The sequence below is a fragment of the Streptomyces sp. NPDC002911 genome (genome assembly GCF_053591835.1).
The window spans coordinates 335,190-360,271 of the sequence record NZ_JBSFUO010000001.1; the positions used below are offsets into that span (position 1 = coordinate 335,190).

17 protein-coding genes and 1 pseudogene are annotated in these 25,082 nt (G+C 70.9%); 6 read left to right on the top strand and 12 right to left on the bottom strand.

Going from position 1 to position 25,082, the window contains the following annotated elements; genetic code table 11:
* Positions 1-166: 166 nt before the first annotated feature.
* The gene (locus tag ACWD04_RS01495; RefSeq protein ID WP_451126897.1) at positions 167-1,312 is read left to right on the top strand and encodes a TOMM precursor leader peptide-binding protein; all 1,146 of its coding nucleotides are present in this window, start codon (positions 167-169) and stop codon (positions 1,310-1,312) included.
* 64 nt (positions 1,313-1,376) lie between these two features.
* Entirely contained in the window at positions 1,377-2,813 is a 1,437-nt protein-coding gene (locus ACWD04_RS01500; RefSeq protein WP_451126899.1) for an ABC1 kinase family protein, read from the top strand.
* A 192-nt stretch (positions 2,814-3,005) separates the two neighbouring features.
* On the opposite strand, the gene ACWD04_RS01505 is transcribed toward ACWD04_RS01500, so the two are convergent.
* The 4 genes from ACWD04_RS01505 to ACWD04_RS01520 all read right to left on the bottom strand — a co-directional run bounded on the left by ACWD04_RS01505 (position 3,006) and on the right by ACWD04_RS01520 (position 6,614).
* A complete protein-coding gene (locus ACWD04_RS01505) occupies positions 3,006-3,365 on the bottom strand; it encodes a hypothetical protein (RefSeq protein ID WP_451126901.1) in 360 nt (119 codons plus the stop codon).
* Entirely contained in the window at positions 3,362-3,730 is a 369-nt protein-coding gene (locus tag ACWD04_RS01510; RefSeq protein ID WP_451126903.1) for a WhiB family transcriptional regulator, read from the bottom strand. The genes ACWD04_RS01505 and ACWD04_RS01510 overlap by 4 nt, the downstream gene beginning before the upstream one ends.
* A 170-nt stretch (positions 3,731-3,900) precedes the next feature.
* Positions 3,901-4,224 (bottom strand): hypothetical protein, encoded by a 324-nt coding sequence (locus ACWD04_RS01515; protein WP_451126905.1) that lies wholly within the window; start codon positions 4,222-4,224, stop codon positions 3,901-3,903.
* 167 nt (positions 4,225-4,391) lie between these two features.
* The gene (locus tag ACWD04_RS01520; protein ID WP_451126907.1) at positions 4,392-6,614 is read right to left on the bottom strand and encodes an ATP-dependent DNA helicase UvrD2; all 2,223 of its coding nucleotides are present in this window, start codon (positions 6,612-6,614) and stop codon (positions 4,392-4,394) included.
* A 186-nt stretch (positions 6,615-6,800) separates the two neighbouring features.
* Between ACWD04_RS01520 and ACWD04_RS01525 the strand changes: the two genes are divergently transcribed.
* Together ACWD04_RS01525 and ACWD04_RS01530 are read left to right on the top strand one after the other, a co-directional pair.
* On the top strand, positions 6,801-7,058 hold the full coding sequence (locus ACWD04_RS01525) for a mycoredoxin (protein WP_451126909.1): 258 nt from the start codon (positions 6,801-6,803) through the stop codon (positions 7,056-7,058).
* A gap of 96 nt (positions 7,059-7,154) precedes the next feature.
* Positions 7,155-7,967: a phosphotransferase gene (locus tag ACWD04_RS01530; RefSeq protein ID WP_451126911.1), complete on the top strand. Its 813-nt coding sequence runs from the start codon at positions 7,155-7,157 to the stop codon at positions 7,965-7,967.
* Positions 7,968-8,363: 396 nt separating this feature from the next.
* Here ACWD04_RS01530 and ACWD04_RS01535 read toward each other — a convergent pair whose 3' ends face one another.
* The 6 genes from ACWD04_RS01535 to ACWD04_RS01560 all read right to left on the bottom strand — a co-directional run bounded on the left by ACWD04_RS01535 (position 8,364) and on the right by ACWD04_RS01560 (position 18,848).
* Positions 8,364-8,669, bottom strand: a complete 306-nt coding sequence (locus ACWD04_RS01535; protein WP_451126913.1) for a hypothetical protein — start codon at positions 8,667-8,669, stop codon at positions 8,364-8,366.
* 82 nt (positions 8,670-8,751) lie between these two features.
* A complete protein-coding gene (gene nudC / locus ACWD04_RS01540; RefSeq protein WP_451126915.1) occupies positions 8,752-9,699 on the bottom strand; it encodes an NAD(+) diphosphatase in 948 nt (315 codons plus the stop codon).
* Between the two features lie 46 nt (positions 9,700-9,745).
* A complete protein-coding gene (locus ACWD04_RS01545; RefSeq protein ID WP_451126917.1) occupies positions 9,746-11,140 on the bottom strand; it encodes a dipeptidase in 1,395 nt (464 codons plus the stop codon).
* A gap of 10 nt (positions 11,141-11,150) precedes the next feature.
* Positions 11,151-14,660, bottom strand: coding sequence for a UvrD-helicase domain-containing protein (locus ACWD04_RS01550; protein WP_451126919.1), 3,510 nt, complete (start codon positions 14,658-14,660; stop codon positions 11,151-11,153).
* A 60-nt stretch (positions 14,661-14,720) separates the two neighbouring features.
* A complete protein-coding gene (locus tag ACWD04_RS01555; protein WP_451126921.1) occupies positions 14,721-18,122 on the bottom strand; it encodes an ATP-dependent helicase in 3,402 nt (1,133 codons plus the stop codon).
* Between the two features lie 315 nt (positions 18,123-18,437).
* A complete protein-coding gene (locus ACWD04_RS01560) occupies positions 18,438-18,848 on the bottom strand; it encodes an MGMT family protein (RefSeq protein WP_451126923.1) in 411 nt (136 codons plus the stop codon).
* A gap of 215 nt (positions 18,849-19,063) precedes the next feature.
* Between ACWD04_RS01560 and ACWD04_RS01565 the strand changes: the two genes are divergently transcribed.
* Both ACWD04_RS01565 and ACWD04_RS01570 read left to right on the top strand, forming a co-directional pair.
* On the top strand, positions 19,064-21,790 hold the full coding sequence (locus ACWD04_RS01565; protein ID WP_451126925.1) for a lysylphosphatidylglycerol synthase domain-containing protein: 2,727 nt from the start codon (positions 19,064-19,066) through the stop codon (positions 21,788-21,790).
* Positions 21,791-21,868: 78 nt separating this feature from the next.
* Complete coding sequence (locus ACWD04_RS01570) at positions 21,869-23,467, top strand: alpha/beta fold hydrolase (RefSeq protein WP_451126927.1); 1,599 nt, start codon at positions 21,869-21,871, stop codon at positions 23,465-23,467.
* A gap of 123 nt (positions 23,468-23,590) precedes the next feature.
* Here ACWD04_RS01570 and moeZ read toward each other — a convergent pair whose 3' ends face one another.
* Together moeZ and ACWD04_RS01580 are read right to left on the bottom strand one after the other, a co-directional pair.
* Positions 23,591-24,769, bottom strand: coding sequence for an adenylyltransferase/sulfurtransferase MoeZ (gene moeZ / locus ACWD04_RS01575; RefSeq protein ID WP_451126929.1), 1,179 nt, complete (start codon positions 24,767-24,769; stop codon positions 23,591-23,593).
* 84 nt (positions 24,770-24,853) lie between these two features.
* Positions 24,854-25,030, bottom strand: a pseudogene (locus ACWD04_RS01580) (spherulation-specific family 4 protein); the annotation flags it as partial.
* Between the last annotated feature and the right edge of the window lie 52 nt (positions 25,031-25,082).

Consider the following 25,082-nt stretch of genomic DNA (forward strand, 5'->3'; position numbering starts at 1 on the left):
CGCTGACGGCGCGGGAAGTCCCGCCTCCTCGACGGATCGGTGTTGATCCACTTCTCGGCTTGCACCATTTGAACGACTAATGCCCCAGCCTGTGGATAACTTTCGGCCCGCTTCGCCGCCACGTTGCATTCTGGCAACGGATCCCGACACCGACCTGGGAGAAGTCATGCATCCGATGCTGAAGCCCGCACTCCGCCGTGCCTGGCGTGGACGGAACACCGTGCAATTCGGTGTGACACCCGCACACGCGGTAACGCTGGGGCCGATGGATATCGCCACCGGCAGCTTTCTGGAACTGCTCGACGGAACACGCGGACTTCCTCTGCTCCGCGAAGAGGCAAGAGCCCTGGACCTGTCGGACCGTCACGTGGACATTCTCGTATCGCGCCTCTCGGAAGCCGGCCTGCTGGACGACCCGGATGCGGGCGGCCCGGAGGCAGACGCCTTACGCCGTCGGGCCGAGACCCTCGAGCGGCAGCGCCCCGACGCGGCAGCCCTCTCCGTGGTCCACCCGGAGCCCGGCAGTGGGCTGCGCAGACTCGCGGCCCGGCGGGCGATGCGGGTGCAGGTGCGCGGCGCCGGCAGGGTCGGCGCGGCGATCGCCGCGGTGCTGTCCGGATCAGGAGTGGGCCACGTCGAGGTGCTCGACGGCGGCCGCGCCGAACCCTGGGACGTGGCGCCCGGCGGCATTCCGGCGTCGTCGGTCGGGGAGCGCCGGGACACGGCGGCCCGGCAGCTGGTACGCAGGTCCGCGGTGAGCGGGCCTCCACGATCGGGCGGGCCCGGCGCAGCTCCGGCGAGCGGCGAACCGGCGCTGTCCCTGATCGTGGTGGCTCCCAGGGACGGCCTCTCCGTCTACGCGCCCGAACCGGACACCGCCGCACCGTGGATCGCTTCGGGTACCCCGCATCTATACGCGGGGGTGATCGAAGCCACGGGAGTGGTCGGGCCGCTGGTACTGCCCGGGGGCACCGGCTGCGCGGGCTGCCTGGCACTGCACCGCGCGGAGGCCGACCCTCAGTGGCTGCGGATGCTCGCACAGTGGAGGTCCGGACGGCGCGCATACGTCCAGGCCTGCGATCTCGGCCTGGCGACAGCTGTGGCCGGCCTCGCCTCGGCCCACGCCTTGTCCTTTCTCGACGGGGAGCTCCCCGCCAGCACGGGAGCACGGTGGGAGGCCGCCATGCCGATGCTGGACTGGCGGTCGGAGCGGCTGGCCCCACACCCCGACTGCGTCTGCGGGGCCGCCGGGCACACTGAGGTGGAGCTCACCTCCGCGGCCGGCGTCACGCAGGACACAATGGCCGGGTGACCGCCGCCGACGGAGCGCAGCCGGATACACACGCGACACGGCAGTCTGGGAACTGGAGGGGCACATGTCTGATCTTCCCCGGAAGGCGGTCACCCGTACCGCGAAGCTGGCAGCTCTGCCGCTCGGCTTCGCCGGGCGTGCCACCTGGGGCCTGGGTAAGCGGATCGGCGGGAAGTCCGCCGAGCTGGTGGCCCGTGAGGTCCAGCAGCGCACGGCGGATCAGCTCTTCAAGGTACTGGGCGAGTTGAAGGGCGGCGCGATGAAGCTCGGACAGGCGCTGTCCGTCTTCGAATCCGCACTGCCCGAAGATGTCGCCGGTCCCTACAGGGCAGCGCTGACCAAGTTGCAGGAGGCCGCGCCGCCCATGCCGACCCGCACGGTCCACGGGGTGCTGGCGGAGCGGATGGGCGAGGACTGGCGTGATCTGTTCACGGAGTTCGACGACCGGCCCGCCGCGGCGGCCTCGATCGGACAGGTCCATCGCGCCGTATGGCATGACGGACGCCACGTCGCCGTGAAGGTTCAGTACCCGGGCGCCGGTGAGGCGTTGCTTTCGGACCTCACCCAGCTCAGCCGCTTCGCCCGGCTGCTCGGTCCGCTGGTCCCGGGGATGGACATCAAGCCCCTCATCACGGAACTACGCGACCGGGTGTCCGAGGAGCTGGACTACGAACTCGAGGCCCGGGCTCAGGAGGAGCACGCGGCGGAATTCGAGGACGATGCGGATATCGTGATCCCGGCAGTGGTGCATCAGTCCGAGCAGGTGCTGGTGACGGAGTGGATCGAGGGAATTCCGCTGTCGGAGGTGATCGCTGACGGTACGACGGAGCAGCGGGACCGGGCCGGCCAGCTACTGGCACGCTTCCTCTTCTCGGGGCCCGCGCGCACCGGACTGCTGCACGCGGACCCCCATCCGGGGAACTTCCGGCTGCTCCCCCCGGCAGATGTGACCGGTGGGGACGTGGTCGAGCCGGACGGCGACGACGGCCCGTGGCGCTTGGCAGTTCTGGACTTCGGCACAGTGGACCGCCTTCCGGGCGGTCTGCCGCAGACCATCGGAGACGCGCTGCGGATGACATTGGACGGGGACGCCGACGCGGTCTACGCCATGCTGCGCGAGGCCGGCTTCGTCAAGGAGTCGATCGATCTCGAACCGGACGCCGTGCTCGGCTATCTGCTTCCCATCATCGAACCGGCGCAGGTGGACGAGTTCACCTTCACCCGCTCCTGGCTGCGCAGTCAGGCAGCCAGGATCGCCGATCCGCGCTCCCCGGCACATCAGTTGGGCAAGCAGCTGAATCTACCCCCGTCCTACCTGCTGATACACCGCGTGACGCTCAGCACGATCGGAGTGCTGTGCCAGTTGGGCGCGACCGTCCGTCTACGGGACGAACTGGACTCCTGGCTGCCGGGCTTCCTGCTGGAGTACGAACCTGACGAGGACGACGCCGCAGCGAACGCCGAGGACAGCGCCGAGGAGGGCGAGGCGGTCGAGGTGTAGGGGTCGGCCCCACGCGGGACCGGAGCCACGTCGCATGTGGGGCGACGATGACTCCTGGGGTGTGGGCCTCGCGCCGCACCACGCGCCGCAGGGCCGGCCCGTTCGGGCCGGCCCTGCGAAAGGGGAAAGTGGCTGCCTGCGAGGCCGAGCGGCGGCCCGGCAGCCGTGGTGCGCCGCACCACTGGTGGGCTGTCAGTACATGACGGCCATGGCGAGGGCACGGCGGGCGCGCATCGAGGCACGCTCCGCACGGCGCTGCACCCGCCGGGCGGCCACCAGGCGCACTGCCTGGCGTCCCTCCTCGGCCTCCCTCAGACGGTCGTGCATATGCGCACGAGCCAGGGCTTCTGGGATGAGTTGCATCTCGCGGGTCCTGTTCTGACGCGAGTCGTTCGCGCCGATGATGGTGACGTCCGGGGTCGCGGAGCCGACGGGCTCCCTCGTGGTGGTGGTCATTGGTGCCTGATTCCGGGGGTCATGGGTCTGGGGACGGTCGATGGTTCCGATGCGCTTCGTTCGTGTGGGGGACAAGACCCCCAGGCCGGCGGTCACGCCGCGACCGGGTTCTTGCGCGGACGCCCACGCGGCCGCTTGCGGGCCACGACGACGCCCTGGACGAAGAGCTCGCCGCCCCAGACGCCCCACGGCTCGCGACGCTCATTGGCTCCGGCGAGGCAAGCCTCGACCAGCGGGCAGGTCCGACAGAGGGACTTGGCGTACTCGACATCGGCCGGCGACTCGGCGAAGAAGACCTCCGGGTCGTAGGAACGGCAGGGAACGGGTACGCCGAGGTTCTCGATGGCGTCGTCGAGCGCGGTGAGCGCGGTGAGGGGGATCAAGGTGGAGTCCTCCGTGAGGCCGGGCGGGGAGATCGTGTCGGAAGGCGGTACGGACGGGGCGTGCGTCTCGAGTTGCACGGTGGCGTTGTCCTCGTCTGGTCGTGCCGGCCTGTTGGCCGGTTGGCGGCTGGTACCAGGTCCTGCTGTCCCGAGGCTCCCTCGTCTCGTCTCATCCGTTCGGACAAAACAAAAGGGCCGCGGATCCCGAGTGGGGTTCCGCGGCCCTGAAGGCGCCGGCCTGATTCGTATCAGGCTGGATCACTCCAGGGTTCAGGCCCACGGAAGGCCCACATCGTGTGGTGCTGCGTCGTCTGCTTCTTGGCTCCGGCACCGGCTGCCGCAAAGGCATAGGCCGAGGCCTGTCCCTTCACTACTGCTGCTTCCGGTGCCTCGGTCGGTCGCTCATTACGCTCCCGGACGGGCAGGCTCGCCAGGGACAGAGGGCTGACCCCGGAGATACCGGACACACCGGTGCCACGAAGCGAGAGCTCCGAAGAGCGTGTGAGGCCGAGCGAGCAGGTGGAGACGATCGACGGATCGGTCATTTTGACGGTGTTGATGATGCTGATCACGACAATCGCCTCCTCTCGGCGTCTCAAGGGACCGGCCGGGGCCGATCCTGCGGTATTCGGATAAGTACAGCACGGAGTCAGGGCTTCAGAGAAGTCGCTGTTCCCGTGGTTAAGAACCTATGGTGCTTGCTGCTGCGCGCGCAAACTATTTTTTCGACAAGTTCTCCTCACACGTCGCCGTAGCCCTCTTCCGGCTCCTGACCCACCGCCCGGCCTGCACAGATGGCCAGCACGTCGGTCCCGAACCGGGTCAGCTTCCGGTTGCCGACACCGGAAATGACGACGAGCTCCCCCTCACTGCCCGGCGCCGCCTCGGCGATCGCCATCAGAGTCTTGTCCGTGAAAACGCAGTAGGCGGGCTGGCCGATCTCCTTCGCCCGATCCGCGCGCCACTCGCGCAGCCGCTCGTACAGCCCCTCGTCCATGTCCGAGGGACAGTCCTCGCAGCGCATCAGTTTCATCTCACCGGCTTCGGTGAGTGTCTTGCCGCAGACCCGGCACAGCACCGGGCCCCTCCGGGCCGGCCGGGCGGGCCTCGCCAAGACGGCGCTGCCCGTACCCACACGGGAGCCACGGTCGATGCCTCCGCCGCCTCCGGTGCCGCCACGTGTGCCGAGCGCGGCCGAGCCGGGACGCAGTCCGTTCAGGAAGCGGGTCGCCCGGCGGTTCCCTCGGCCGCCCGGCGACCGGGACAGAGCCCAGGACAGCGAGAGGTGGAAGCGGGCCCTGGTTACGCCGACGTACAGCAGCCGGCGTTCCTCCTCGACCTGTTCGTCCGTCTTGGCGTAGGCGATCGGCATCATGCCCTCGGTGAGACCGACGAGGAACGTGGCATCCCACTCCAGCCCCTTCGCCGAATGCAGTGACGCAAGGGTGACGCCCTGAACCGTGGGGGCGTGCTGCGCCGCGGCCCGCTCGTCGAGCTCAGCCACGAGGTCGGAAAGCGTGGCGCCCGGCCTGGCCTGTTCGAAGTCCTCGGCCAGTCGCACCAGCGCGGCGAGTGACTCCCAGCGGTCCCGCACCGCTCCTGAGCCGGCCGGCGGCTTGGAGCTCCATCCCTTCGTGGAGAGCACCGCCCGCACCTCCGAGGGAAGGTCGTCGGCGCCGTCGAGCAGCGAGTCGTTGCCTCCGGCGCGAGCGGCGCCGCGCAGGGCGACGCCCGCTTCCCGCACCTCGGGCCGGTCGAAGAAGCGCTCGGCACCGCGCAGCTGGTAGGGCACGCCCGCGTCCGCGAGTGCCTGCTCGTAGACCTCGGACTGCGAGTTCACCCGGTACAGCACAGCGATCTCACCGGCCGGGACCCCGGCGGCGATCAGGTCACGGATCCTCCGTGCGGTCCCCTCGGCCTCCGCGGGCTCGTCCGGGTACTCCGTGTAGACGGGATCGGGGCCCTTGTCCCGCTGCGAGACCAGCTCGAGCCGGTGTTCGGCCGCCTTGCCCCGGGCCTGACTCAGCAGACCGTTGGCCAGATGGACGACCTGGGGTGTCGAGCGGTAGTCCCGCACCAGTTTGACCACCGTCGCACCCGGGTGACGGGTGCGGAAATTGAGCAGGTGGTCGGGGGTAGCACCCGTGAAGGAGTAGATCGTCTGACCGGCGTCGCCGACGACACAGAGATCGTCCCGGTCGCCGAGCCAGAGATCAAGGAGCCGCTGCTGGAGCGGGCTTACGTCCTGGTACTCGTCGACGACGAAGTGCTGGTACTGACGGCGTACATGGTCGGCGATGTCGTGCCGGTCCTGGAGGATACCGACGGTGAGCAGCAGCACGTCCTCGAAGTCGATCACCGCTCTGTCGCGCTTCAGCTGCTCGTACATCGCGTAGATCTGCGAGAGCTCGGCCGGGTCGCGCGGCGCGTCCCGCTGGGTCTTCACGACCGCGGCCGGGTAGTCGGCGGGCACAGTCTGGGTGACCTTGGCCCATTCGATCTCGCTGGTGGCGTCCCGCAGCTCGTTGCGGTCGAGCCGGATGCCGCAGCGGGCCGCGGCCTCCGCGACCAGCTGGACCTTGCGCTCCACCAGACGCGGCAGCTCACCGCCGACCGCTTTCGGCCAGAAATACTGGAGCTGGCGCAGGGCCGCGGAGTGGAAGGTCCGGGCCTGGACACCAGTCGCGCCGAGCTGACGGAGGCGCCCCCGCATCTCCCCGGCCGCCCGGTTCGTGAACGTGACGGCGAGCACGGTCGTCGGCTGGAGGATCCCGGCACGCACACCGTAGGCGATGCGATGCGTGATCGCTCGCGTCTTGCCCGTACCCGCTCCTGCCAGCACGCACACGGGTCCGCCGAGGGCCAGCGCGACCTCGCGCTGCTCCGGGTCGAGCCCGGCGAGCACGGCGTCCGCGGACTCGGGGACCTGTGGGAAGAGGGTGGAATGCGTTGCTGCTGTCACCCTGCCATGCTGCCAGGTTGCGAGGACCCTCCGCGGTGGTTGTCCACAGGGGGTGCCGTTCGTCATACCGGCGCTGAGACCGCGGGGAATGGTGGTCAGCTCTCGTACGTTCCTTCCATGCGGGAGCATGCCCATGCGTGCGGCCCCGCGTCAGCGAGACGGACAAGACGAAGGAGCACCGACGACATGCCGGGCACTGTGACGATGTACAGCACCACGTGGTGCGGCTACTGCCGCCGGCTCAAAGGGCAGATGGACCGCGAGGGCATCGCGTACACCGAGGTCAACATCGAGCACGACCCGGACTCGGCAGCTTTCGTCGAGAAGGCCAATGGCGGAAACCAGACGGTTCCCACTGTTCAGGTAGTTCCCTCCAATGGTGGTGCCGAGGTCGTGATGACGAACCCGAGCCTTGCCCAGGTGAAGCAGGCGCTTGGCGTCTGACCCACATGACGCACACGGCCCCCGACCGGCCTGGCGCCGGATCGGGGGTTTTGACGCCCGGCCCGTACGAGGCGGCTTGGCGGTAGCGTGATCGACATGACGACCGAGGGCGACGCGGACTGCGAGGCGCTGGTCGGAGGCATGGTGAACGCGGGGGCGGTCTTCCGCCGGGGTGCGTCGGTGGAACGCCCGGCACCGCACAACGCACACGCCCTCCACGCCCACCTCCTCGCGCTGAAAGAGCACGGCTTCGACGCGGCTCCGACTCCCGTGGGACTCAACTCTGACGGTCGTGAGCAGTTGACCTTCATTCCCGGCGACGTGGCTCTGCCACCGTTCCCACCCTGGGTGCTCACGACAACCGCGCTCGAATCGGTGGGAATCCTGCTGCGCCGCCTGCATGAGGCCAGCGCGACCATCCCGGTCGACAAAGACGTCGAGTGGCCCCAGGACCTCGCCGACCCGGAGGGAGGAACGATGTTGTGCCACAACGACGTGTGCCCAGACAACGTCGTCTTCCGCGACGGTCGTGCCGCCGCCTTGATCGATTTCGACCTCGCTGCTCCGGGCTGTCCTCTCTGGGACGTCGCCATGGCTGCGCGCTACTGGGTACCCCTGCTTGATCCGCTATCCGCGGCTGCCCTGTATCCCGCCGGATTGGACGCGCCTGCACGGCTGCGGATCCTCGCCGACAGCTACGGCCTCTCGCCGGGAGAGCGCGCCCAATTGCCCGGCGCGATCGAACAGGCCACGGAGATCTGCCGGGCCTTCGTCGCCCGCCGCGTGGCTGACGGTGATCCTGTCTACCTCCAAGCGCTGGCCCACCGTGGCGGATGGGAACGCTGGGACCGCGTGCAGGACTGGCTGACCGACCACCGCGAGACGTTCACTGTCGCGCTGCTGGACTGACGTGCCCGCGCCGCGAATCCCCCTCACCTGCCGAGGATTACCGGGACCACATCGACGCCGGACGCCAAGTGTGCGACTCTCCCGTACTGGAAAGTCTGGCATCTGGGTGAGGAGCCATACAACCTACATACCTTCAACCGCGACGGCGGTAGGAGTAGCAAGCCGGTAGGCGAAGAGCGGCCTCCGACAGAGGGCCGACCAGGGCGAAGACGAAGCGCGCAAGCAGCCAAGTGGGCCGCGTGAGCGGCCCCCTGCAGAAAGACGAAGGCGCTGGCTCCCTTGGGGGCCTTCGGCCCCCCTCCTTGTCCGTCGGTGATCTCGTCGGTCGCCCAGGTCCATCCCTTGCGCGCGCCGTGGGCATGCAGCCCGGCAGTGGGCATCACGGCGACGCCCAGGTCACCGAGGACGGTCCACCCGTCGGCGAAGTCCCGTCACGACGAGCTTCTCCGCGCTCATCACGGGTTCGCACAGCTCGGGTCGCAGCGTGAACTCGCCCAGGTCGTCACGCGTCACCTCAGCCGCCGTCACGAGGTACTGCCTGATGACCTCGGAGTCGGGCGTGGACTCGACCAAGTCGTTGAACCAGGAGGCCGTTCCGTGCCCGCGGCCCGCGTTCGCCTGCTCGAAGGCCAGTGGCGAGCGGCCGGCGTCGGCCATGACGGCGTTGGTGATCGCGTCGTGGCGGACGCTCGATTCGGACATGGCCGCGGACTCTACCGAGGTGTCCCGGCCTCCCGGTGACCAGGGTGTCGCTGTCGCCCTGCCCGGGCCGCCACCGCCCCCGTCAGCCGGCGTTGCCCGGCCTCGGGAGCGGCTTGCCGTACCAGAGCTCGATGAGGCGCGCCGCGATCGAGACGCCGAACGGTGGCAGCACCTCGCCCGAATCGAAGGCGGCCGTCAGGTCCTCGCGGGAGAACCAGCGGGCTTCCTCGATCTCTTCGCCGTCCACGTTGATCTCGGAGGACGTGGCGCGCGCCACGAAGCCGAGCATCAGGCTCGACGGGAACGGCCAGGGCTGGCTGGCGATGTACTCGACCTCGCCGACGGTGACACCCGCCTCCTCGAACACCTCGCGGGCCACGGACTGCTCGATCGACTCCCCCGGCTCGACGAAGCCGGCGAGGGTCGAGAAGCGGCCCTCGGGCCAGTGGACCTGGCGTCCCAGCAGGGCACGGTCCTGGTCGTCCGTGACCAGCATGATCACCGCGGGGTCGGTCCGTGGGTAGTGCTCCGCCCCGCAGGCCTGGCAGCGGCGGATGTGTCCCGCCGCCGCGATGACGGTGCGTTCGCCGCAGCGTGAGCAGAAGCGGTGCAGCCGCTGCCAGTTCTCCAGGGCCACCGCGTGCACCATCAGACCGGCGTCCCGCGGGCCGAGGAGCATCCCGGCCTCACGCAGGCCGGCGGGCCGTGCGGACTGGTCCATGCGGCCCGGAAGAGAATCCTTCTGGAGCGCGAAGTAGCGTACGCCGTCCTCGTCGGTGCCCAGGAAATAGCGATGGGTCTCGGTGACCGGCGCCTCGAAGGCGGGCGTCATGACGAGCTCGGTGCCGCCGTCGGGGGTGTCGTCGATGAGCGCCTGGCCCCCGGAGACGACGAAGACTCTGGTCGTCGGGTGACTCCAGGCCGCGGCGAGCCAGGCCTCGTCGAGCCGGTGGTGCGCGGCGCGGTCGATGCCGCTGGGCGCGGTGAGACCGATCGGGCGGTCTGCGGTGGCGTTGTCGAAGGTGCTCACAGGTGCTTCCTACTCCCCCGGGGGTGGATCGGGCGTTCAGAGAGATTCAGCGGAGTGCGTCGGCCAGCTCGCCCCACAGGTGGGCGGTGGTCTCCACGCCCTTGAGGAGAAGGCCGAGCTCGACCTTCTCGTCGGGACCGTGCCAGCCGTCGGACGGTACGGAGATACCCAGGAAGAGGACAGGTGCGCCGAGCACATCCTGCAGGTCGGCAGCGGGGCCCGAGCCTCCCTCGCGGGTGAAGAGGATCTTCGTTCCGAAGGCCCGTCCCATGGCGCGGGCCACCGCCTGGAGGGCGGGATGGTCCAGAGGCGTCAGGCAGGGGCGGGTGGCAGGCGCGAAGGTGATCCGGTGGCGCACACCGGCCGGGATCCGGGCCTCGGCCCAGCTGCGGACCGCTTCCTGGATCCGCTCCGGGTCCTGGCCCGCGACCAGCCGGAAGCTCAGCTTCACCAGGGCGGACGAGGGGATGACGGTCTTGCTGCCCGCGCCCTGGTAGCCGCTGCCGATGCCGTTGACCTCGGCGGTGGGGCGGGCCCAGACACGCTCCAGGGTGGAGTACCCGGCCTCCCCCGCGGTGGCCTGCGAGGCCGCCGTGCGCAGCCAGGTGTCCTCGTCGAAGGGCAGTTCGGCGAAGAGGGCCCGTTCGGTTTCGGTGAGTTCGGTGACTCCGTCGTAGAAGCCGGGGACCGCGACCCTGCCGTCCGTGTCGTGGAGGGCGGCGACGAGGCGGGCGAGGGCGGTCGCGGGGTTGGGGACGGCGCCGCCGAAAGACCCGGAATGGATGTCCTGGGCGGGGCCGTGCAGCTCGATCTCGCATTCGGCGAGGCCACGCATGCCGGTGCAGACGGTGGGGGTGTTCTCGTCCCACATGCCGGTGTCGGAGACGATCACGACATCGGCCGCGAGGCGGGCGGCCCGTTCCTCCGCCAGCGCGCGGAAGTGCGGTGATCCGGACTCCTCCTCGCCCTCGACCAGGAGCTTGAGGTGTACCGCGGGTGTCGTGCGACCGGTCGCGGCGAGGTGGGCGCGGACGCCGAGTGTGTGGAAGAACACCTGCCCCTTGTCGTCGGCAGCGCCCCGTCCGTACATCCTGCCGTCGCGGATCACCGGTTCGAACGGGTCGGTGGTCCAGCCGTCCTCGCGGGCGGCGGGCTGCACGTCGTGGTGGCCGTAGACGAGGACGACGGGTGCGTCCGGATCGTCCGACGGCCACTCGGCGAAGACTGCGGGGGCGCCGGGGGTCTCCCAGATCTCGGTGACGGGGAATCCGGTCTCGGTCAGCTTGCCGGACAGCCATGCGGCGCTGCGCCGTACGTCTCCGTCATGCTCCGGCTGGGCGGAGACGGACGGGATGCGCAGCCACTCGGCGAGGTCGTCGAGGAAGGCCGCGCGGTGCTGCTCGGTGTACGTACGGACGGCACTGTCCGGGGTGTCGCTCATGCTTATGAGCCTATCGGCCCTGCGGAGGTGGATCGTCCAGCAGGAGCTTCTCCAGTTCCTCCCGGCCCGGCAGCCCGGTGGGACGGGACGTCTCCCCGGAACGTACGTAGAGGAAGGTCGCGGTGACCGCTTCCAGCGGCAGCCCGTGCAGTTCGGCCCAGGCCAGGCGGTAGACGGCGAGCTGGAGCGGGTCGGCAGTGCGGTGCCGGCCGGTTTTCCAGTCGACGATCTCGTACGTGTCCCCCGTGCGGTAGACCGCGTCGATCCGGCCGCGGATCACCCGGCCTCCGAGCGTGATCTGGAACGGTGTCTCGACGCGGTACGGAGTGCGCCGGGCGTACGCGGTGCGTTCGAAGGCCTCCTTGAGCTCGGCGAGGTCGCGTTCGTCGGCGATCTCCGCGTCGCTCTCGTCGCCCCCGGGAAGTTCGTCGGGGCCGAGCATGGGCAGCGGCAGTTCTTCGAACCGGGACTCCACCCAGGCGTGGAAGCGGGTTCCCCGGCGGGCGGCGGGCTGCGGGGGGCGGGGCATGGGACGGGCGAGCTCCCGCGCGAAGCCCTCCGGGTCGTCGGCGAGGTGCAGCAGCTGTGTGGCGGAGAGCGTGGCGGGTACGACGACGTCCCGCACGGTGGCGCGGGCGCGGCGCAGCTCACCGGCGAGGGCGTCGAGATCACGATCCCAGGAGGCGAGAGTGCGGGACTCCTCCGGAGTGAGGTCCGTGTCCGCCGGGGTGAGGTCCGCGTCCGCCGGGGCGCGGGCTGCGGGCACGTGCGGGGCGGGGGCGGCCGGCCCGGGGGCCGGTCCGGCGTGCGGACCGGGCTCGCTGTCCGGGAACGGATCGTCGTACGGGGCGCCGGCCTCCGTACAGGACGGCTCCTCGGGCTCAACGGGCTCGTCGCCGTACGGCGGCTCGTCCTCGTACGGAGGCTCCTCGCCGGGCGGCTCCGGAGCGTGCGCGGGCTCCTCGTACACATCGGGCACAGGCGTGGCCGCCAGGGCCTCCAGGTGGGCCAGCACCGTGTCCCGGGCGGCGCGGCGGCGGGCCATGGCGGTGTCGTCGAGCGGGAGGGGCCAGGCCTGGTCGGCGTCGTTCTCCCGGAGTGCCGGGTTCTCCTGGTCCTCCCCGGGCTGGTCCTCCCATACCTCGATCTCGCCGTACCCGGCCGCGCAGTGCTCGTACAGCGCGTCCAGGAAGGCGGAAGGGCCGCGGGGCTTCTTCTGGGACGGGCCCCACCAGTGGCCGGAGCCGAGCAGCAGGCTGCGGGGGCGGGTGAAGGTGACGTAGCCGAGGCGGAGCTCCTCGGTGTGCTGATGCCCCTTCATCTCCTCCTTGAACGCTTTGAGGCCCTTGGCGTCGAAGGAGTGGAGGGCTGGAAGCGTGACCGCGTCGCCGCGCAGGGCATGCGGGAGGACCTGGGACTGCGAGGTCCACGCGTCCCGGGACTGCGTGCTGGGGAACTGGCCGCCGACAAGGCCCGGAACGGCGACGACGTCCCATTCCAGGCCTTTGGACTTGTGTGCGGTGAGGACCTTCACCGTGTTCTCGCCACCGGGCAGGGCGTTGTCCAGGCCCTTCTCGTACTGCGCGGCGGTGCGCAGGAAACCGAGGAAGGCGAGCAGGGTCGCCTCCCCGTCCACCGTGGCGAAGCCGGCCGCGACGTCCAGGAAGTTGGCGAGGGTCTCGCGGCGGCGTGCGGCCAGGGCGTGCGGCGACGCGGAGAGTTCCACCTCGAGGCCGGTGGTCGCGAGGACACGGTGCAGTACGTCCATGAGGGGGTCGGCCAGCGAGCGGCGGAGGTCGCGGAGCTCGGTGGCGAGGCGGGCGAAGCGGACGCGTGCCTCCGCGGAGAACGGCAGCTGGTCGTCCTCCGACCCGCCGGACTCCAAGAAGGTGTCGAGGGCGTCTGCGAGCGAGATCACCTCGGCGGGGTCGATGCCCTCGACCGCTTCGGCCAGACGCTGGTCCGGCTCGGCGTCGTCGACGCCGGGCGCGGAGCGGTGGACGAGCAGGCGGGCTCGTCGTCCCAGGAGGGCGAGGTCCCGGGGGCCGATGCGCCAGCGCGGTCCGGTGAGCAGCCGGACCAGGGAGGCGTTGGCCCCGGGGTCCTGGAGGACCGCGCAGACGGCGACGAGGTCGGCGACCTCCGGGAGGTGCAGCAGGCCGGACAGGCCGACGACCTCGACCGGGATGTCCCGGGCGACGAGGGCGGCCTGGATACGGGGAAAGTCTCCTGCGGTCCGGCACAGGACGGCGATCTCCCCAGGTGCTGTGCCGGTCCGTACGAGGTGGGCGAGCGAGTCGCCGAGCCAGTCGATCTCCTCGGCATGGGTGTTCAGGAGGGCACACCGGACCGTGCCGTCCCTCTCGGCCCCGGGTGCGGGACGCAGCGCCTCGACTCCCTCGTGCATGGCGCGCAGGGGTTCGGCCAAGCCGTTGGCGAGGTGGAGGAGGCGGCCACCGCTGCGGCGGTTCTCGCTGAGGGAGTAGCGGGTGGCCGGGGTGCCGTCGGCGTGCGGGAAGTGGTGCGGGAAGTCGTCGAGGTTGGCCACGGAGGCGCCACGCCAGCCGTAGATCGCCTGGCAGGGGTCACCGACGGCGGTGACGGCGTGGCCCGCCGTGCCGCTGCCGCCTGCCGCGCCGCTCCCGTCTCCCCCGCCGAACAGCGCGGCAAGGAGCAGCCGCTGGGCCACGGAGGTGTCCTGGTACTCGTCGAGCAGGACGACCCGGTACTCGTCGCGCAGGATGGCGCCGACCTCGGGCCGGGTGAGTGCCAGCTCGGCGGAGAGGGCGATCTGGTCGCCGAAGTCGAGGAGATCGCGGCTGCGCTTGGCCGCCCGGTAGCGCCGGGTCAGCTCGAGGAGCTCGCGGCGGGCCTCCGCGGTCTCGGGGAGCTTGCGCAGCTCGGCGTTGGTGAGCCTGGCCGTCTCCAGGGTGTGGAGCAGCTCGGTGTCGTGCTCCGCGAGCTGTTCGGGCCGTACGAGGTGTTCGGCTAGCTCGGCGTCCAGGGCCAGCAGGTCGCTGACGAGGGTGGGGAAGGACCTGGTCAGCGCCGGGTAGGGGCCGGGCGCCTCACGCAGCACCCGGGCGGCGAGCTGGTAGCGGGTGGCGTCCGCGAGCAGCCGGGTGGTGGGTTCGAGGCCGATCCGCAGTCCGTGGTCGGTGAGAAGCCGGCCGGCGAAGGCGTGGTAGGTGGAGATGCTGGGCTCGCCCGGAGGGTTGTCCGGGTCGATGACGTCCGGGTCGGTGACCCCGGCCGCGACCAGGGCCTTGCGGACCCGCTCGGCGAGCTCACCAGCGGCCTTGTTCGTGAAGGTCAGGCCGAGTACCTGCTCCGGGGCGACCTGTCCGGTCCCGACCAGCCACACCACCCGGGCGGCCATCACGGTGGTCTTTCCCGAACCGGCTCCGGCCACGATCACCTGCGGGGCGGGCGGCGCGGTGATGCAGGCCGTCTGCTCCGGGGTGAACGGAATCCCGAGGAGCTCCTTGAGCTGCTCGGGATCGCTGATACGGGGGGACACTCCAGAGAGGCTAACCGGACGCACCGACAACGCGGCCCCGCGCGGATTCCGTCCGGGCGGTCATTCGATGATCTGACGGCCTTCGGGCTGCGCGCTGCACGATGCCTTGAAGGCGCAGTGGGTGCAGTGCTGGCCGGTCGTGGGGGTGAACCGTTCGTCCAGGACCCGGCCGGCCGCCGTGGCCAGCAGGTCGGAGACCCATTCCCCGGTGAGGGGTTCCTGTGCCTGCACCTTGGGCAGGGCGTCGCCGCCCTCCTTCTTCGGGGCGGGCTGGCGCAGCTGTACGAGTTCGGCGCCTCCCGGTTCCGGGCGGTGGCCGCCGAAGACCTCATCGACGGCTCCCTCACTGACCGCCAGCTGGTACACGGCGAGCTGGGGGTGGGAGGCCACCTCGTCCTTGGTGGGCGCTCCCTTGCCGGTCTTGAAGTCGACGACGTACGCCCGGCCCTCGGTGTCCTGTTCCACGCGGTCCATGGAGCCCCGGATGCGTACCGCGTACTCGCCGGCTTCGAGGGTGACGTCGAAGTCGTGCTCGCTGGCGGTGGGGGTGCGGCCGGCGCGGTCCATGACGTGCCAGCGCAGGAAGCGCTCAAGGGCGGCGCGTGCCTGGTCCTTCTCCTGCTTCGATTTCCAGGGGGCGTCGAAGACGAGGCCGTCCCATACGGAGTCGAGGCGTTCCATCAGGACGTCCAGGTCGGCGGCGGTACGCCCGGAGGCCACCTCGTCGGCGAGCACGTGGATCACGTTGCCGAAGCCCTGGGCCGCCGTCGCCGGGGCGTCGGCCTTCACCTCGCGGCCGAGGAACCACTGAAGGGCGCAGGTGTTGGCGAGCTGGTCGAGCGCGCTCCCGGAGAGCGCGACGGGGTGGTCCCGGTCACGCAGCGGGATCTCGGAGCGGGTCGGCTCGTTCAGCCCCCACCAGCGGTACGGGTGCGCGGCGGGCACGAGCGGCTGGCCCTCGTCGTCGGTGAGCGCCGCGAGCCGGGCGAGCCGGTGTGCGGCGGCGTCGCGCAGCGCTTCCGAGGCGGCGGGGTCGACGGTTGTCGCCCGGAGCTCGGCGACGAGCGAGGCCACCGCGAGCGGGCGGCGGGGGCGTCCGGTGACGTCCCGGGGCTCGGCACCGAGCTCGGCGAGGAAGCGGGAGGGCTGGTCGCCGTCGTCGGCGGGGGCCTTGACGGCGGTGACGACGAGACGTTCACGGGCCCGGGTCGCGGCGACGTAGAACAGGCGGCGTTCCTCGGCCAGGAGTGCCCCCGGGGTGAGCGGTTCCGCCAGGCCGTCGCGCCCGATCCGGTCCGCCTCCAGGAGCGATCCCCGGCGTCGCAGGTCGGGCCAGAGCCCCTCCTGCACCCCGGCGACGACCACCAGGCGCCATTCCAGGCCCTTGGAGCGGTGCGCGGTCATCAGGCGTACGGCGTCGGGGCGTACGGCACGACGGGACAGGGTGTCGGCGGCGATGTCCTGGGCGTCGACCTCCTCCAGGAAGTTGAGGGCGCCGCGTCCCCCGGTGCGGTCCTCGGCCCGTGCCGCACTGTCGAAGAGGGCGCATACGGCGTCGAGGTCCCGGTCGGCGTTCCGGCCGGCCGCGCCGCCACGCAGTGCCGCCCGTTCCAGCCGGCCGGGCCAGGGGGTGCCCCTCCACAGGGCCCACAGGGCCTCTTCGGCGGTCCCCCCGCCCTCCAGGAGTTCTCGGGCGTCGCGCAGGAGCGCGCCGAGCCGCTGGGCTCCGCGGGCGTATGCCGGGTCGTGCGTGACCAGGCGCTCCGGCTCGGACAGCGCCCGGGCCAGCAGCTCCCCGGACGGCGGCGGTACGCGGTTCCCCGCGGCCCGTTCCTCGTCGCGCAGTGCCCGCCCCAGACGGCGCAGATCGGCTGCATCCATGGAGCCGAGGGGGGAGGTGAGCAGGGCGAGGGCGGTCTCGGTGTCGAGCCGGCCGGGTGCGTCCTTGTCGCTCCCGGCGCCGGTCTCCTCCTCCGGTTCCTGGGGGCCGGAGGACGTGAGGGCCTCCTCCTCGGGTTCGTCGGGCGCGGCAGTGTGCAGCGCCGCCGTGGCGACGGTGCGCAGGGCGGTCAGGAGCGGGGTGACCGCCGGTTCGTGGCGCAGTGGGAGATCGTCTCCGTCGATCTCCAGAGGGACTCCGGCGGAGGTGAGCGCCCGGCGCACAGCTGGGATCGAGCGGCCGCCGGCGCGCACGAGAACCGCCATGTCCCGCCAGGGCACGCCCTCTTCCAGGTGCGCGCGCCGGAGCAGATCGGCGATGTTGTCCAGCTCGGTGGAGGGCGTCGGATAGGTGTACGTCTCGACGCGGCCGCCCGGGCGCACGGCGGACAGCTCGCGGTGGGCGCGGACCTTGTCCGAGGGCAGGCGGGTGAGCGGCATCCGGCGGGTGAGCAGCCGGGTCGCCTCGAGCAGGTGCGTGCCGGAGCGGCGTGAGGTGGTGAGGACTCCGACGGGGGCGGGCGCGCCGTCGGCACGGCGGAAGGTGTCGGGGAAGTCGAGGATGCCGTTCACATCGGCGCCCCGGAAGGCGTAGATCGACTGATCGGGGTCGCCGAAGGCGATCAGCGTCCGGCCGCCGCCTGTTCCCGGCGCGGAACTCCCTTGGTTCCCGGCCAGGGCGTGCAGCAGCCGTACCTGGGCGGGATCCGTGTCCTGGTATTCGTCGACGAGTACCGCGTCGTAGCTCCCGGCCAGCGCCGCCGCCACCTCCGGCCGTTCGGCGAGCAGGACCGCCCGGTGGACCAGTTCCGCGTAGTCGAGGACCCCTTGGGCGTCGAGGACGTCCAGGTACTCGGCGAGGAACTGGGCGGCGGCGCTCCAGTCCGGGCGCCCGGTGCGGCGGGCGAAGGCGGCCAGCGCGTCCGGTCCGAGGCCCAGCTCACGGCTGCGGGCCAGCACCGCCCGCACCTCGTCGGCGAAGCCACGCGTGGTCAGACAGGCCCTCAGCTCGTCGGGCCAGCGGACATGGGCCAGCCCTGCCTGCTCCAGGCCGAGCTGGCCGGTCAGGAGTTCGCGGACGGTGACGTCCTGCTCGGGCCCGGAGAGCAGGCGCAGCGGATCGGCGAAGAGGTCGGCGTCCTGGTGGGCACGGACCAGGGCGTAGCAGTACGAGTGGAAGGTGGTGGCCTGCGGCCCCCGGGTGCCGCCGAGCCGGGCCGCCATACGGTCGCGCAGTTCGACCGCCGCCTTGCGGCTGAAGGTGAGGACCAGGATGCGGGCGGGATCGGTCCCCCGGGCCACGCGCTGGGCGACCGCCTCGACCAGCGTCGTGGTCTTGCCGGTGCCGGGCCCTGCGAGGACCAGCAGCGGGCCGTCGCGATGGTCAACCACCGCGCGCTGCGGTGCGTCCAGAAGAGGGAGGTCCACGGGGCCCGGCGGTGTGCGCACCAGCCGGTACGCGCCCGGGGCCCGCCGCCGTGCCTGACGGTGCGGGCTGTTCCGGGTGGTGAAGGGGGAGCTCACGTGGATCGCCGGTCCTGGTGGGTGTACTCGGTCTGCGCGGTGGCCGGCCATGGGGGGACGGCCCGGGGATCGACGGCTGCCGGTGTCGGCTGCCGGTGACGGACGGTGCTGAAGCGCCGGGTACGCGAGGCCCGGTCGTGACGGAGACGGAAGAGGGAGTGGAGCGTGCCGCGTGTGGACGACGCTACGCCAGCGGCGAGGCGGACATCGGGCTCCGGGCCGCGTCCCCCGTCACACGTGGAGGCCGCCGACGCGCCGGAGCGTCCGGTCCACCGGCCCGGCGCCCGCCCCGGCGGGCCACGACGGCGGAAGCTGTCAGATGTGAGTTTCGCCGCCCGGACCACCGGTCACGCCGTCCCATCGGGCGCTCCTCATGTCAAGGCGCGGAACGTGCCCGTCCGCGTCGCGCGGGGCCGCCCGCAGCGGTGTGCCCTCCTCGCGGTAGTGGCCGAGCGCCCGCAGCTCGTGGCCCGGCAGCAGCACCCCGTCGGCGCGCACCACACGCCACCAGGACGTCGCGGAGCCGTACAGCGCCATCACCCGGCCGACCTGTCTGGGCCCGCCGTCCCCGAGCCACTCCGCGACATCGCCGTACGTCAAGACGCGGCCGGGCGGGATGAGATCCGCCACGTCCAGCACCCGCTCGGCGTAGAGGGGCAGCTCGGTGTTCACGGCGCCGGCGGGCACGGCCTCTGCCCGGCTGCCGCTCGTCCGGTCTTCGCTCATCCGTCCCATCATGCCGTACGCCACCGACAACCGGGCCCGCCCGGTGGCGCCCTGATCACACTCCGTGACGGGCTGGCGGAGCAGCGTATGTTGCGCATCGCACCCGCGCAATGCACCCTGATGCCCCCCTCTGTCTGCAGGCCGTGCCACCATCGTGCGGGCGGTGACCGGTGATACGAGAACACGAAGATTCATCAGAGGCTAAGGAGCAGGGCGTGCAGCCACCGAAGGCGGCGGACGCCTCTGATGCGGAGCCGCGCCCGGACGCGCCCGGTACTCCGAATGCCGGGGAGACCCCCGGGACGCCCCCGGAACACGTCTCGGGCTCGACGCTCGCTTCGGCCGACACCGGTCTGACCGACCGTGTCTCGGGCGACGAGCCCCTGCTGCCCGCCCGGGTGCACCGCCCCTCGGATCTGCTGCGGCTCCTCATCGGGGTCCTCGCGATCGCCCTGCTGTTCTCCGTCGCCGCCTTCGCCCAGGGGACCACCACCGGTCTCGAGGACGACATCTCCAAGGGCACCGACCAGGCCCCCGATCTGCTGATCAAGCTCGCGGGCCTGGTGTCCAGCATCGCCGTGCTCCTCGTGCCGGTCGCCTTCGCGATCGAGCGGCTGGTGAAACGAGACGGACTGCGGATCGCGGACGGAGTGCTCGCCGCCGTGCTGGCCCACGGGGTGACCCTGGCCACCGATCTCTGGGTCGCCCGGTCGGCCCCCGGGACGATCCGGGAGGCTCTGACGCAGCCGCAGCCCGGGGACGCGCTCACCGATCCCGTGCACGGATATCTCGCACCCGTCATCGCCTATATGACGGCGGTCGGCATGGCCCGCAGACCGCGCTGGCGGGTCGTGCTGTGGGTGGTGCTGCTCCTGGACGCCTTCGCGATGCTGGTCGGCGGCTACACCACCCCGTTCTCGATCGTCCTCACCGTGCTGATCGGCTGGACCGTGGCGTACGGCACGCTGTACACGGTCGGCTCGCCGAACGTCCGTCCGACCGGCCAGCACCTGATGGCCGGTCTGCGCCACGTCGGCTTCCGTCCGGTCGCCGCGATGCGCACCGAGGACGCCCCCGACAACGTCGATCAGAGCGACCGGGGGCGCCGCTATCTGGTCACCCTGGAGGACGGCCCACCGCTGGATGTGACGGTCGTCGACCGTGAACAGCAGGCCCAGGGCTTTTTCTACCGGGTGTGGCGCAGGCTCACCCTGCGCAGCATCACCCAGCGCCGCTCCATCCAGTCGCTGCGCCAGGCCCTGGAGCAGGAGGCGCTCCTCGCGTACGCGGCGATCGCCGCCGGGGCCAACGCACCCAGGCTGATCGCCACGTCCGAGCTGGGGCCCGACGCCGTGATGCTCGTGTACCAGCACATCGGCGGGCGCTCGCTGGACGCGATGGAGGACGAGGAGATCACCGACGACCTGGTGCGGGGCGCCTGGCGGCAGGTGAAAGCGCTCCAGTCGCGGCGGATCGCGCACCGCAGGCTCACCGGGGACGCCCTCCTGGTGGATCGTTCCGGCACGGTGTTCGTCACCGATCTGCGGGGCGGTGAGATCGCGGCCGGTGACCTCATCCTGCGCATGGACGTCGCCCAGCTGCTCACCACCACCGGGCTGCGCGTGGGCGCCGAACGAGCCGTCGCCGGGGCACTCGCCGTGCTCGGGCCCGACGCCGTCGCCGACTGTCTGCCGCTGCTCCAGCCGATCGCTCTGAGCCGCTCCACCCGGGCGACACTCCGCAGACTCGCCCGGGAGCGTTCACAGCGCGAGCGTGAGGCGGTGCTGGAGGCCTCGCAGGCTGCGAAGCAGACCAAGGAGGAGCAGGGCTCGGAGGCCGGCGACCGCAAGGCGGTCCGAAAGTCGCTGCGCACGGAGAAGCAGGCCGAGAAGCGGGCGATAGACGATGCCCTGGAAGAGGCCCGCGAGGAGGACATGCTGGCCCAGATCCGCCGCCAGGTGCTGCTGATCAGGCCACAGGCACCGGTCGAGCCGGTCCGGCTGGAACGCATCAAGCCGCGCACCCTCTTCAGCTTCATCGCGGGTTCCATTGCCGCCTACTTCCTGATCTCACAGGTCACCGAGGCCGACTTCGGCACGGTCGTGGAGCAGGCGGAGTGGGGCTGGGTCGCGGCCGCGCTAGGTTTCTCGGCCCTGAGCTACGTCGCCGCGGCCATGAGCCTGCTCGGCTTCGTGCCGGAGCGGGTGGCCTTCGGGAAGACCGTGCTGGCGCAGGTGGCCGGGTCGTTCGTGAAGATCGTGGCACCGGCGGCGGTCGGTGGGGTGGCGCTCAACACGCGCTTCCTGCAACGCGCCGGGGTGCGCCCCGGGCTCGCCGTCGCGAGCGTGGGCGCGTCCCAGCTGTTCGGTCTCGGCTGCCACATCCTGCTGCTCGCCCTGTTCGGGTATCTGACCGGAACGGAGAAGACCCCGGACTCGCTCACCCCGTCGAGGACGGTCATCGCGGGCCTGCTCACGGTCGCCGTTCTCGTGCTGGTGGTGACGGCGATCCCGTTCATGCGGAAGTTCGTCGTTACCCGGGTGCGGTCGCTGTTCGCCGGTGTCGTACCCCGCATGCTCGACGTGGCGCAGCGTCCGCAGAAGCTGGTCACCGGCATCGGCGGCATGCTGCTGCTGACGGGCCTGTTCGTGCTGTGCCTCGACGCGTCGATCCGCGCGTTCAGCGGCCCCGATGTCCCCCAGCTCAGCTACGCCAGCATCGCGGTGGTCTTCCTCGCGGGCAACGCCCTCGGCTCCGCGGCGCCCACTCCGGGCGGCATGGGCGCCGTCGAGGGCGCGCTGACCCTGGGGCTGATCGCGGTGGGCCTGCCGAAGGAGGTCGCGGCGCCGGCCGTGCTGCTGTACCGGGTGATGACCCTGTGGCTGCCCGTGCTTCCCGGCTGGATCTGTTTCAACCAGCTGACCCGTAAGGGAGAGCTCTAGAACACGCGCGCGGGGACGGGACCACTCACATGGACCGCGCCCCGCGCGTTCCACCTCGCCCCGCCGCACGATGGGGTCATGAGGACCTCTCCCGCACTGCGTGCCGCCGCCCTCACCGCCACCGCCACCGTGCTGCTGCCGCTGGCCGCCTGTTCGGACGACGGCGACGACGGAGGTACGGAGAGGTCGACGCCATCGGTGGCCTCGACGGCGTCCCCCACGGCGACGGCGGAGGAGCTGTCCTCCCAGAAGCTCGACTGGCAGCCCTGCCCGGCCCCCAGCCAGGCCCAGGGCAGCGGCGCGGCCCCCTCGCCGCTGCCGGGCGGGGGGTCCTGGGAGTGCTCCTTCATGGACGTCCCCCTCGACTACGCGGACCCGGAGGGCCGGACCATCGAACTGGCACTCATCCGCGCCGCGGCCAGGAAGAAGGACCGGCGCATCGGCTCGCTGATCTTCAACTTCGGAGGGCCGGGCGCCTCAGGCGTCGCCACGCTGCCGTCCTTCGGCACCGCGTACGACACCCTTCGCACCCGCTACGACCTGGTGAGCTTCGACCCGCGCGGGGTCGGCCGCAGCGAGGGGATCGAGTGCTCGGACAACGAGACGCTCGACGCCCGTTACGAACAGGACGCCACCCCCGACGACGCCGAGGAGGAGAAGGCGTTCGTCGCCGACCAGAAGTCCTACATCGCGGACTGCGAGAAGAACTCGGGGAAAGAACTGCCCTACGTCGGCACCACGAACGCGGCCCGGGACATGGATCTGATGCGCCAGGTACTCGGTGACGACAAGCTGTACTACTTCGGAATCTCCTACGGCACCGAACTGGGCGGTGTCTACGCCCACCTCTATCCCGAGAAGGTCGGCCGGGCCGTCCTGGACGCGGTCGTCGACCCGACGGAGGACTCCTTGCAGTCCTCGCTCGGCCAGGCCAAGGGCTTCCAGCTCGCCCTGGACAACTTCACCGCCGACTGCGCCGGACGCGACGACTGCAAGCTCCCAGGGGCCACGTCGAAGGAGGTCCAGGACGGGATCGCCGACCTGCTCGGCCGGCTGGAGAAGAAGCCCGTCCCGGGGCTGGGCGAACGGGAGCTGACCGAAACCCAGGCCACCACCGGCATCGCGTCCGCTCTCTACTCCAAGGAGACCTGGCCGCTGCTCGAACAGGGCCTCGACGAGGCCGACGGCAACAACGGCGGACTGCTGCTCGCGCTCGCCGACTCGCTGAACGGCCGCTCCGAGGACGGGCACTACGACAACTCGAACGCGGCCAACGCGGCCGTCAACTGCGCGGACTCCGAGCAGCGGTTCACCCTGGAAAAGACCAGGAAGGTGCTCCCCGAGTTCCGCCAGGCATCCCCCGTGTTCGGCGACTACCTGGGCTGGGGTCTGATGTCCTGCACCGGCTGGCCCGTCGCGGGCGCGTGGGACACCCCGGACGTCGGGGCGCCGGGTTCGGCCCCGATCCTGGTGATCGGCAACACGGGGGACCCGGCGACGCCGTATGCCGGCGCGAGTGCAATGGCCGCCGCACTCGGCAAGGGAGTCGGGATCGAGCTCACGTACAAGGGCGAGGGCCACGGGGCGTACAACGGCGGGAGTACCTGCGTGCAGAGGGCCGTGGACGGCTATCTGCTCCAAGGGGAGGTCCCGGAGCCGGGAACGGTCTGCCGGTGACCACGCGTGGGACGACCCGACATCGGCGGCGCCGCGTCCGGCCCCGGCCGGCGGGCGCCGTCGACGTACACACGTGAAGGGGCCCGCTCCGTTCGGCCCCTTCACGTGTGTACCGGCGCGGTCCTAGTAGACCGGCTTCTCGGGCTCGACCTGGTGCACCCAGCCGATGACGCCACCGCCGACGTGCACCGCGTCGGCGAAGCCCGCCGACTTGAGGACCGCGAGGACCTCGGCACTGCGGACACCGGTCTTGCAGTTCAGGACGATGCGCTTGTCCTGCGGGAGGTCCTGGAGGGCGCTGCCCATCAGGAACTCGTTCTTCGGGACCAGCCGGGAGCCCGGGATCGAGACGATCTCGTACTCGTTCGGCTCGCGGACGTCGATGATCTCGATCTTCTCGTCGCCGTCGATCCACTCCTTGAGCTGCTTGGGAGTGATCGTGGAACCGGCCGCCGCCTCCTGGGCCTCCTCGGACACGACGCCGCAGAAGGCCTCGTAGTCGATGAGCTCGGTGACGGTGGGGTTCTCGCCGCAGACCGCGCAGTCGGGGTCCTTGCGGACCTTGACCTGGCGGTACTGCATCTCCAGCGCGTCGTAGATCACCAGGCGGCCGACCAGCGGGTCACCGATACCGGCGAGCAGCTTGATGGCCTCGTTGACCTGGATGGAGCCGATGGACGCGCAGAGCACACCCAGGACACCGCCCTCGGCGCAGGAGGGGACCATGCCGGGGGGCGGCGGCTCCGGGTAGAGGCAGCGGTAGCAGGGACCGTGCTCGGACCAGAAGACGGACGCCTGGCCGTCGAAGCGGTAGATCGAGCCCCAGACGTACGGCTTGTTCAGCAGGACCGCGGCGTCGTTGACGAGATAGCGGGTGGCGAAGTTGTCCGTGCCGTCCACGATCAGGTCGTACTGGGCGAAGATGTCCATCACGTTCTCGGCTTCGAGCCGCTCTTCGTGAAGGACCACGTTCACCAGGGGGTTGATCCCCTGCACGGTCTCCTTGGCCGACTGGGCCTTGGACTTGCCGATGTCGGCCTGGCTGTGGATGACCTGACGCTGCAGGTTCGACTCGTCGACCTCGTCGAACTCGACGATGCCGAGCGTGCCGACGCCGGCCGCGGCCATGTACATCAGAGCCGGCGAGCCGAGGCCACCGGCGCCGACACAGAGCACCTTCGCGTTCTTCAGCCGCTTCTGCCCGTCCATCCCGACATCCGGGATGATCAGGTGGCGGGAGTACCTGCGGACCTCATCGACGGTGAGCTCAGCAGCTGGCTCGACCAAGGGTGGCAGCGACACAGGAACCTCAACAATGCAGGTGGTCGGTTTCTACGTACTTCATCTACGTACGGTTGTTCTCCCGTAACACTGCCACGCCCCTCCTCATTCCGAGATACCCGGTCCGATCTGCGAGACGAATTCGTCCCAGTAGCTGGGCAGTGCCGCGAATGAGCCGGTTTGCCTGTTCGCGTCGTCTCGGTCCGTGGAGAAGATCGTGCCCGCACCCTGCCGGCGGGCGATGCGCATGGCTCCCTCCAGGTGCGTGCGCGGGCCCCCGTGACCTCCAGGCAGTGCGGGCCGGGCACCCGGCCCGTCGTCGATGTCGGGGACG

Excerpts from the sequence above, each read along its gene's own strand:
- ACWD04_RS01495 (WP_451126897.1), top strand. The coding sequence starts at position 167 with ATGCATCCGATGCTGAAGCCCGCACTCCGCCGTGCCTGGCGTGGACGG.
- ACWD04_RS01500 (WP_451126899.1), top strand. The coding sequence starts at position 1,377 with ATGTCTGATCTTCCCCGGAAGGCGGTCACCCGTACCGCGAAGCTGGCA.
- ACWD04_RS01525 (WP_451126909.1), top strand. The coding sequence starts at position 6,801 with ATGCCGGGCACTGTGACGATGTACAGCACCACGTGGTGCGGCTACTGC.
- ACWD04_RS01530 (WP_451126911.1), top strand. The coding sequence starts at position 7,155 with ATGACGACCGAGGGCGACGCGGACTGCGAGGCGCTGGTCGGAGGCATG.
- ACWD04_RS01535 (WP_451126913.1), bottom strand. The coding sequence starts at position 8,669 with ATGTCCGAATCGAGCGTCCGCCACGACGCGATCACCAACGCCGTCATG.
- ACWD04_RS01545 (WP_451126917.1), bottom strand. The coding sequence starts at position 11,140 with ATGAGCGACACCCCGGACAGTGCCGTCCGTACGTACACCGAGCAGCAC.
- ACWD04_RS01560 (WP_451126923.1), bottom strand. The coding sequence starts at position 18,848 with ATGAGCGAAGACCGGACGAGCGGCAGCCGGGCAGAGGCCGTGCCCGCC.
- ACWD04_RS01570 (WP_451126927.1), top strand. The coding sequence starts at position 21,869 with ATGAGGACCTCTCCCGCACTGCGTGCCGCCGCCCTCACCGCCACCGCC.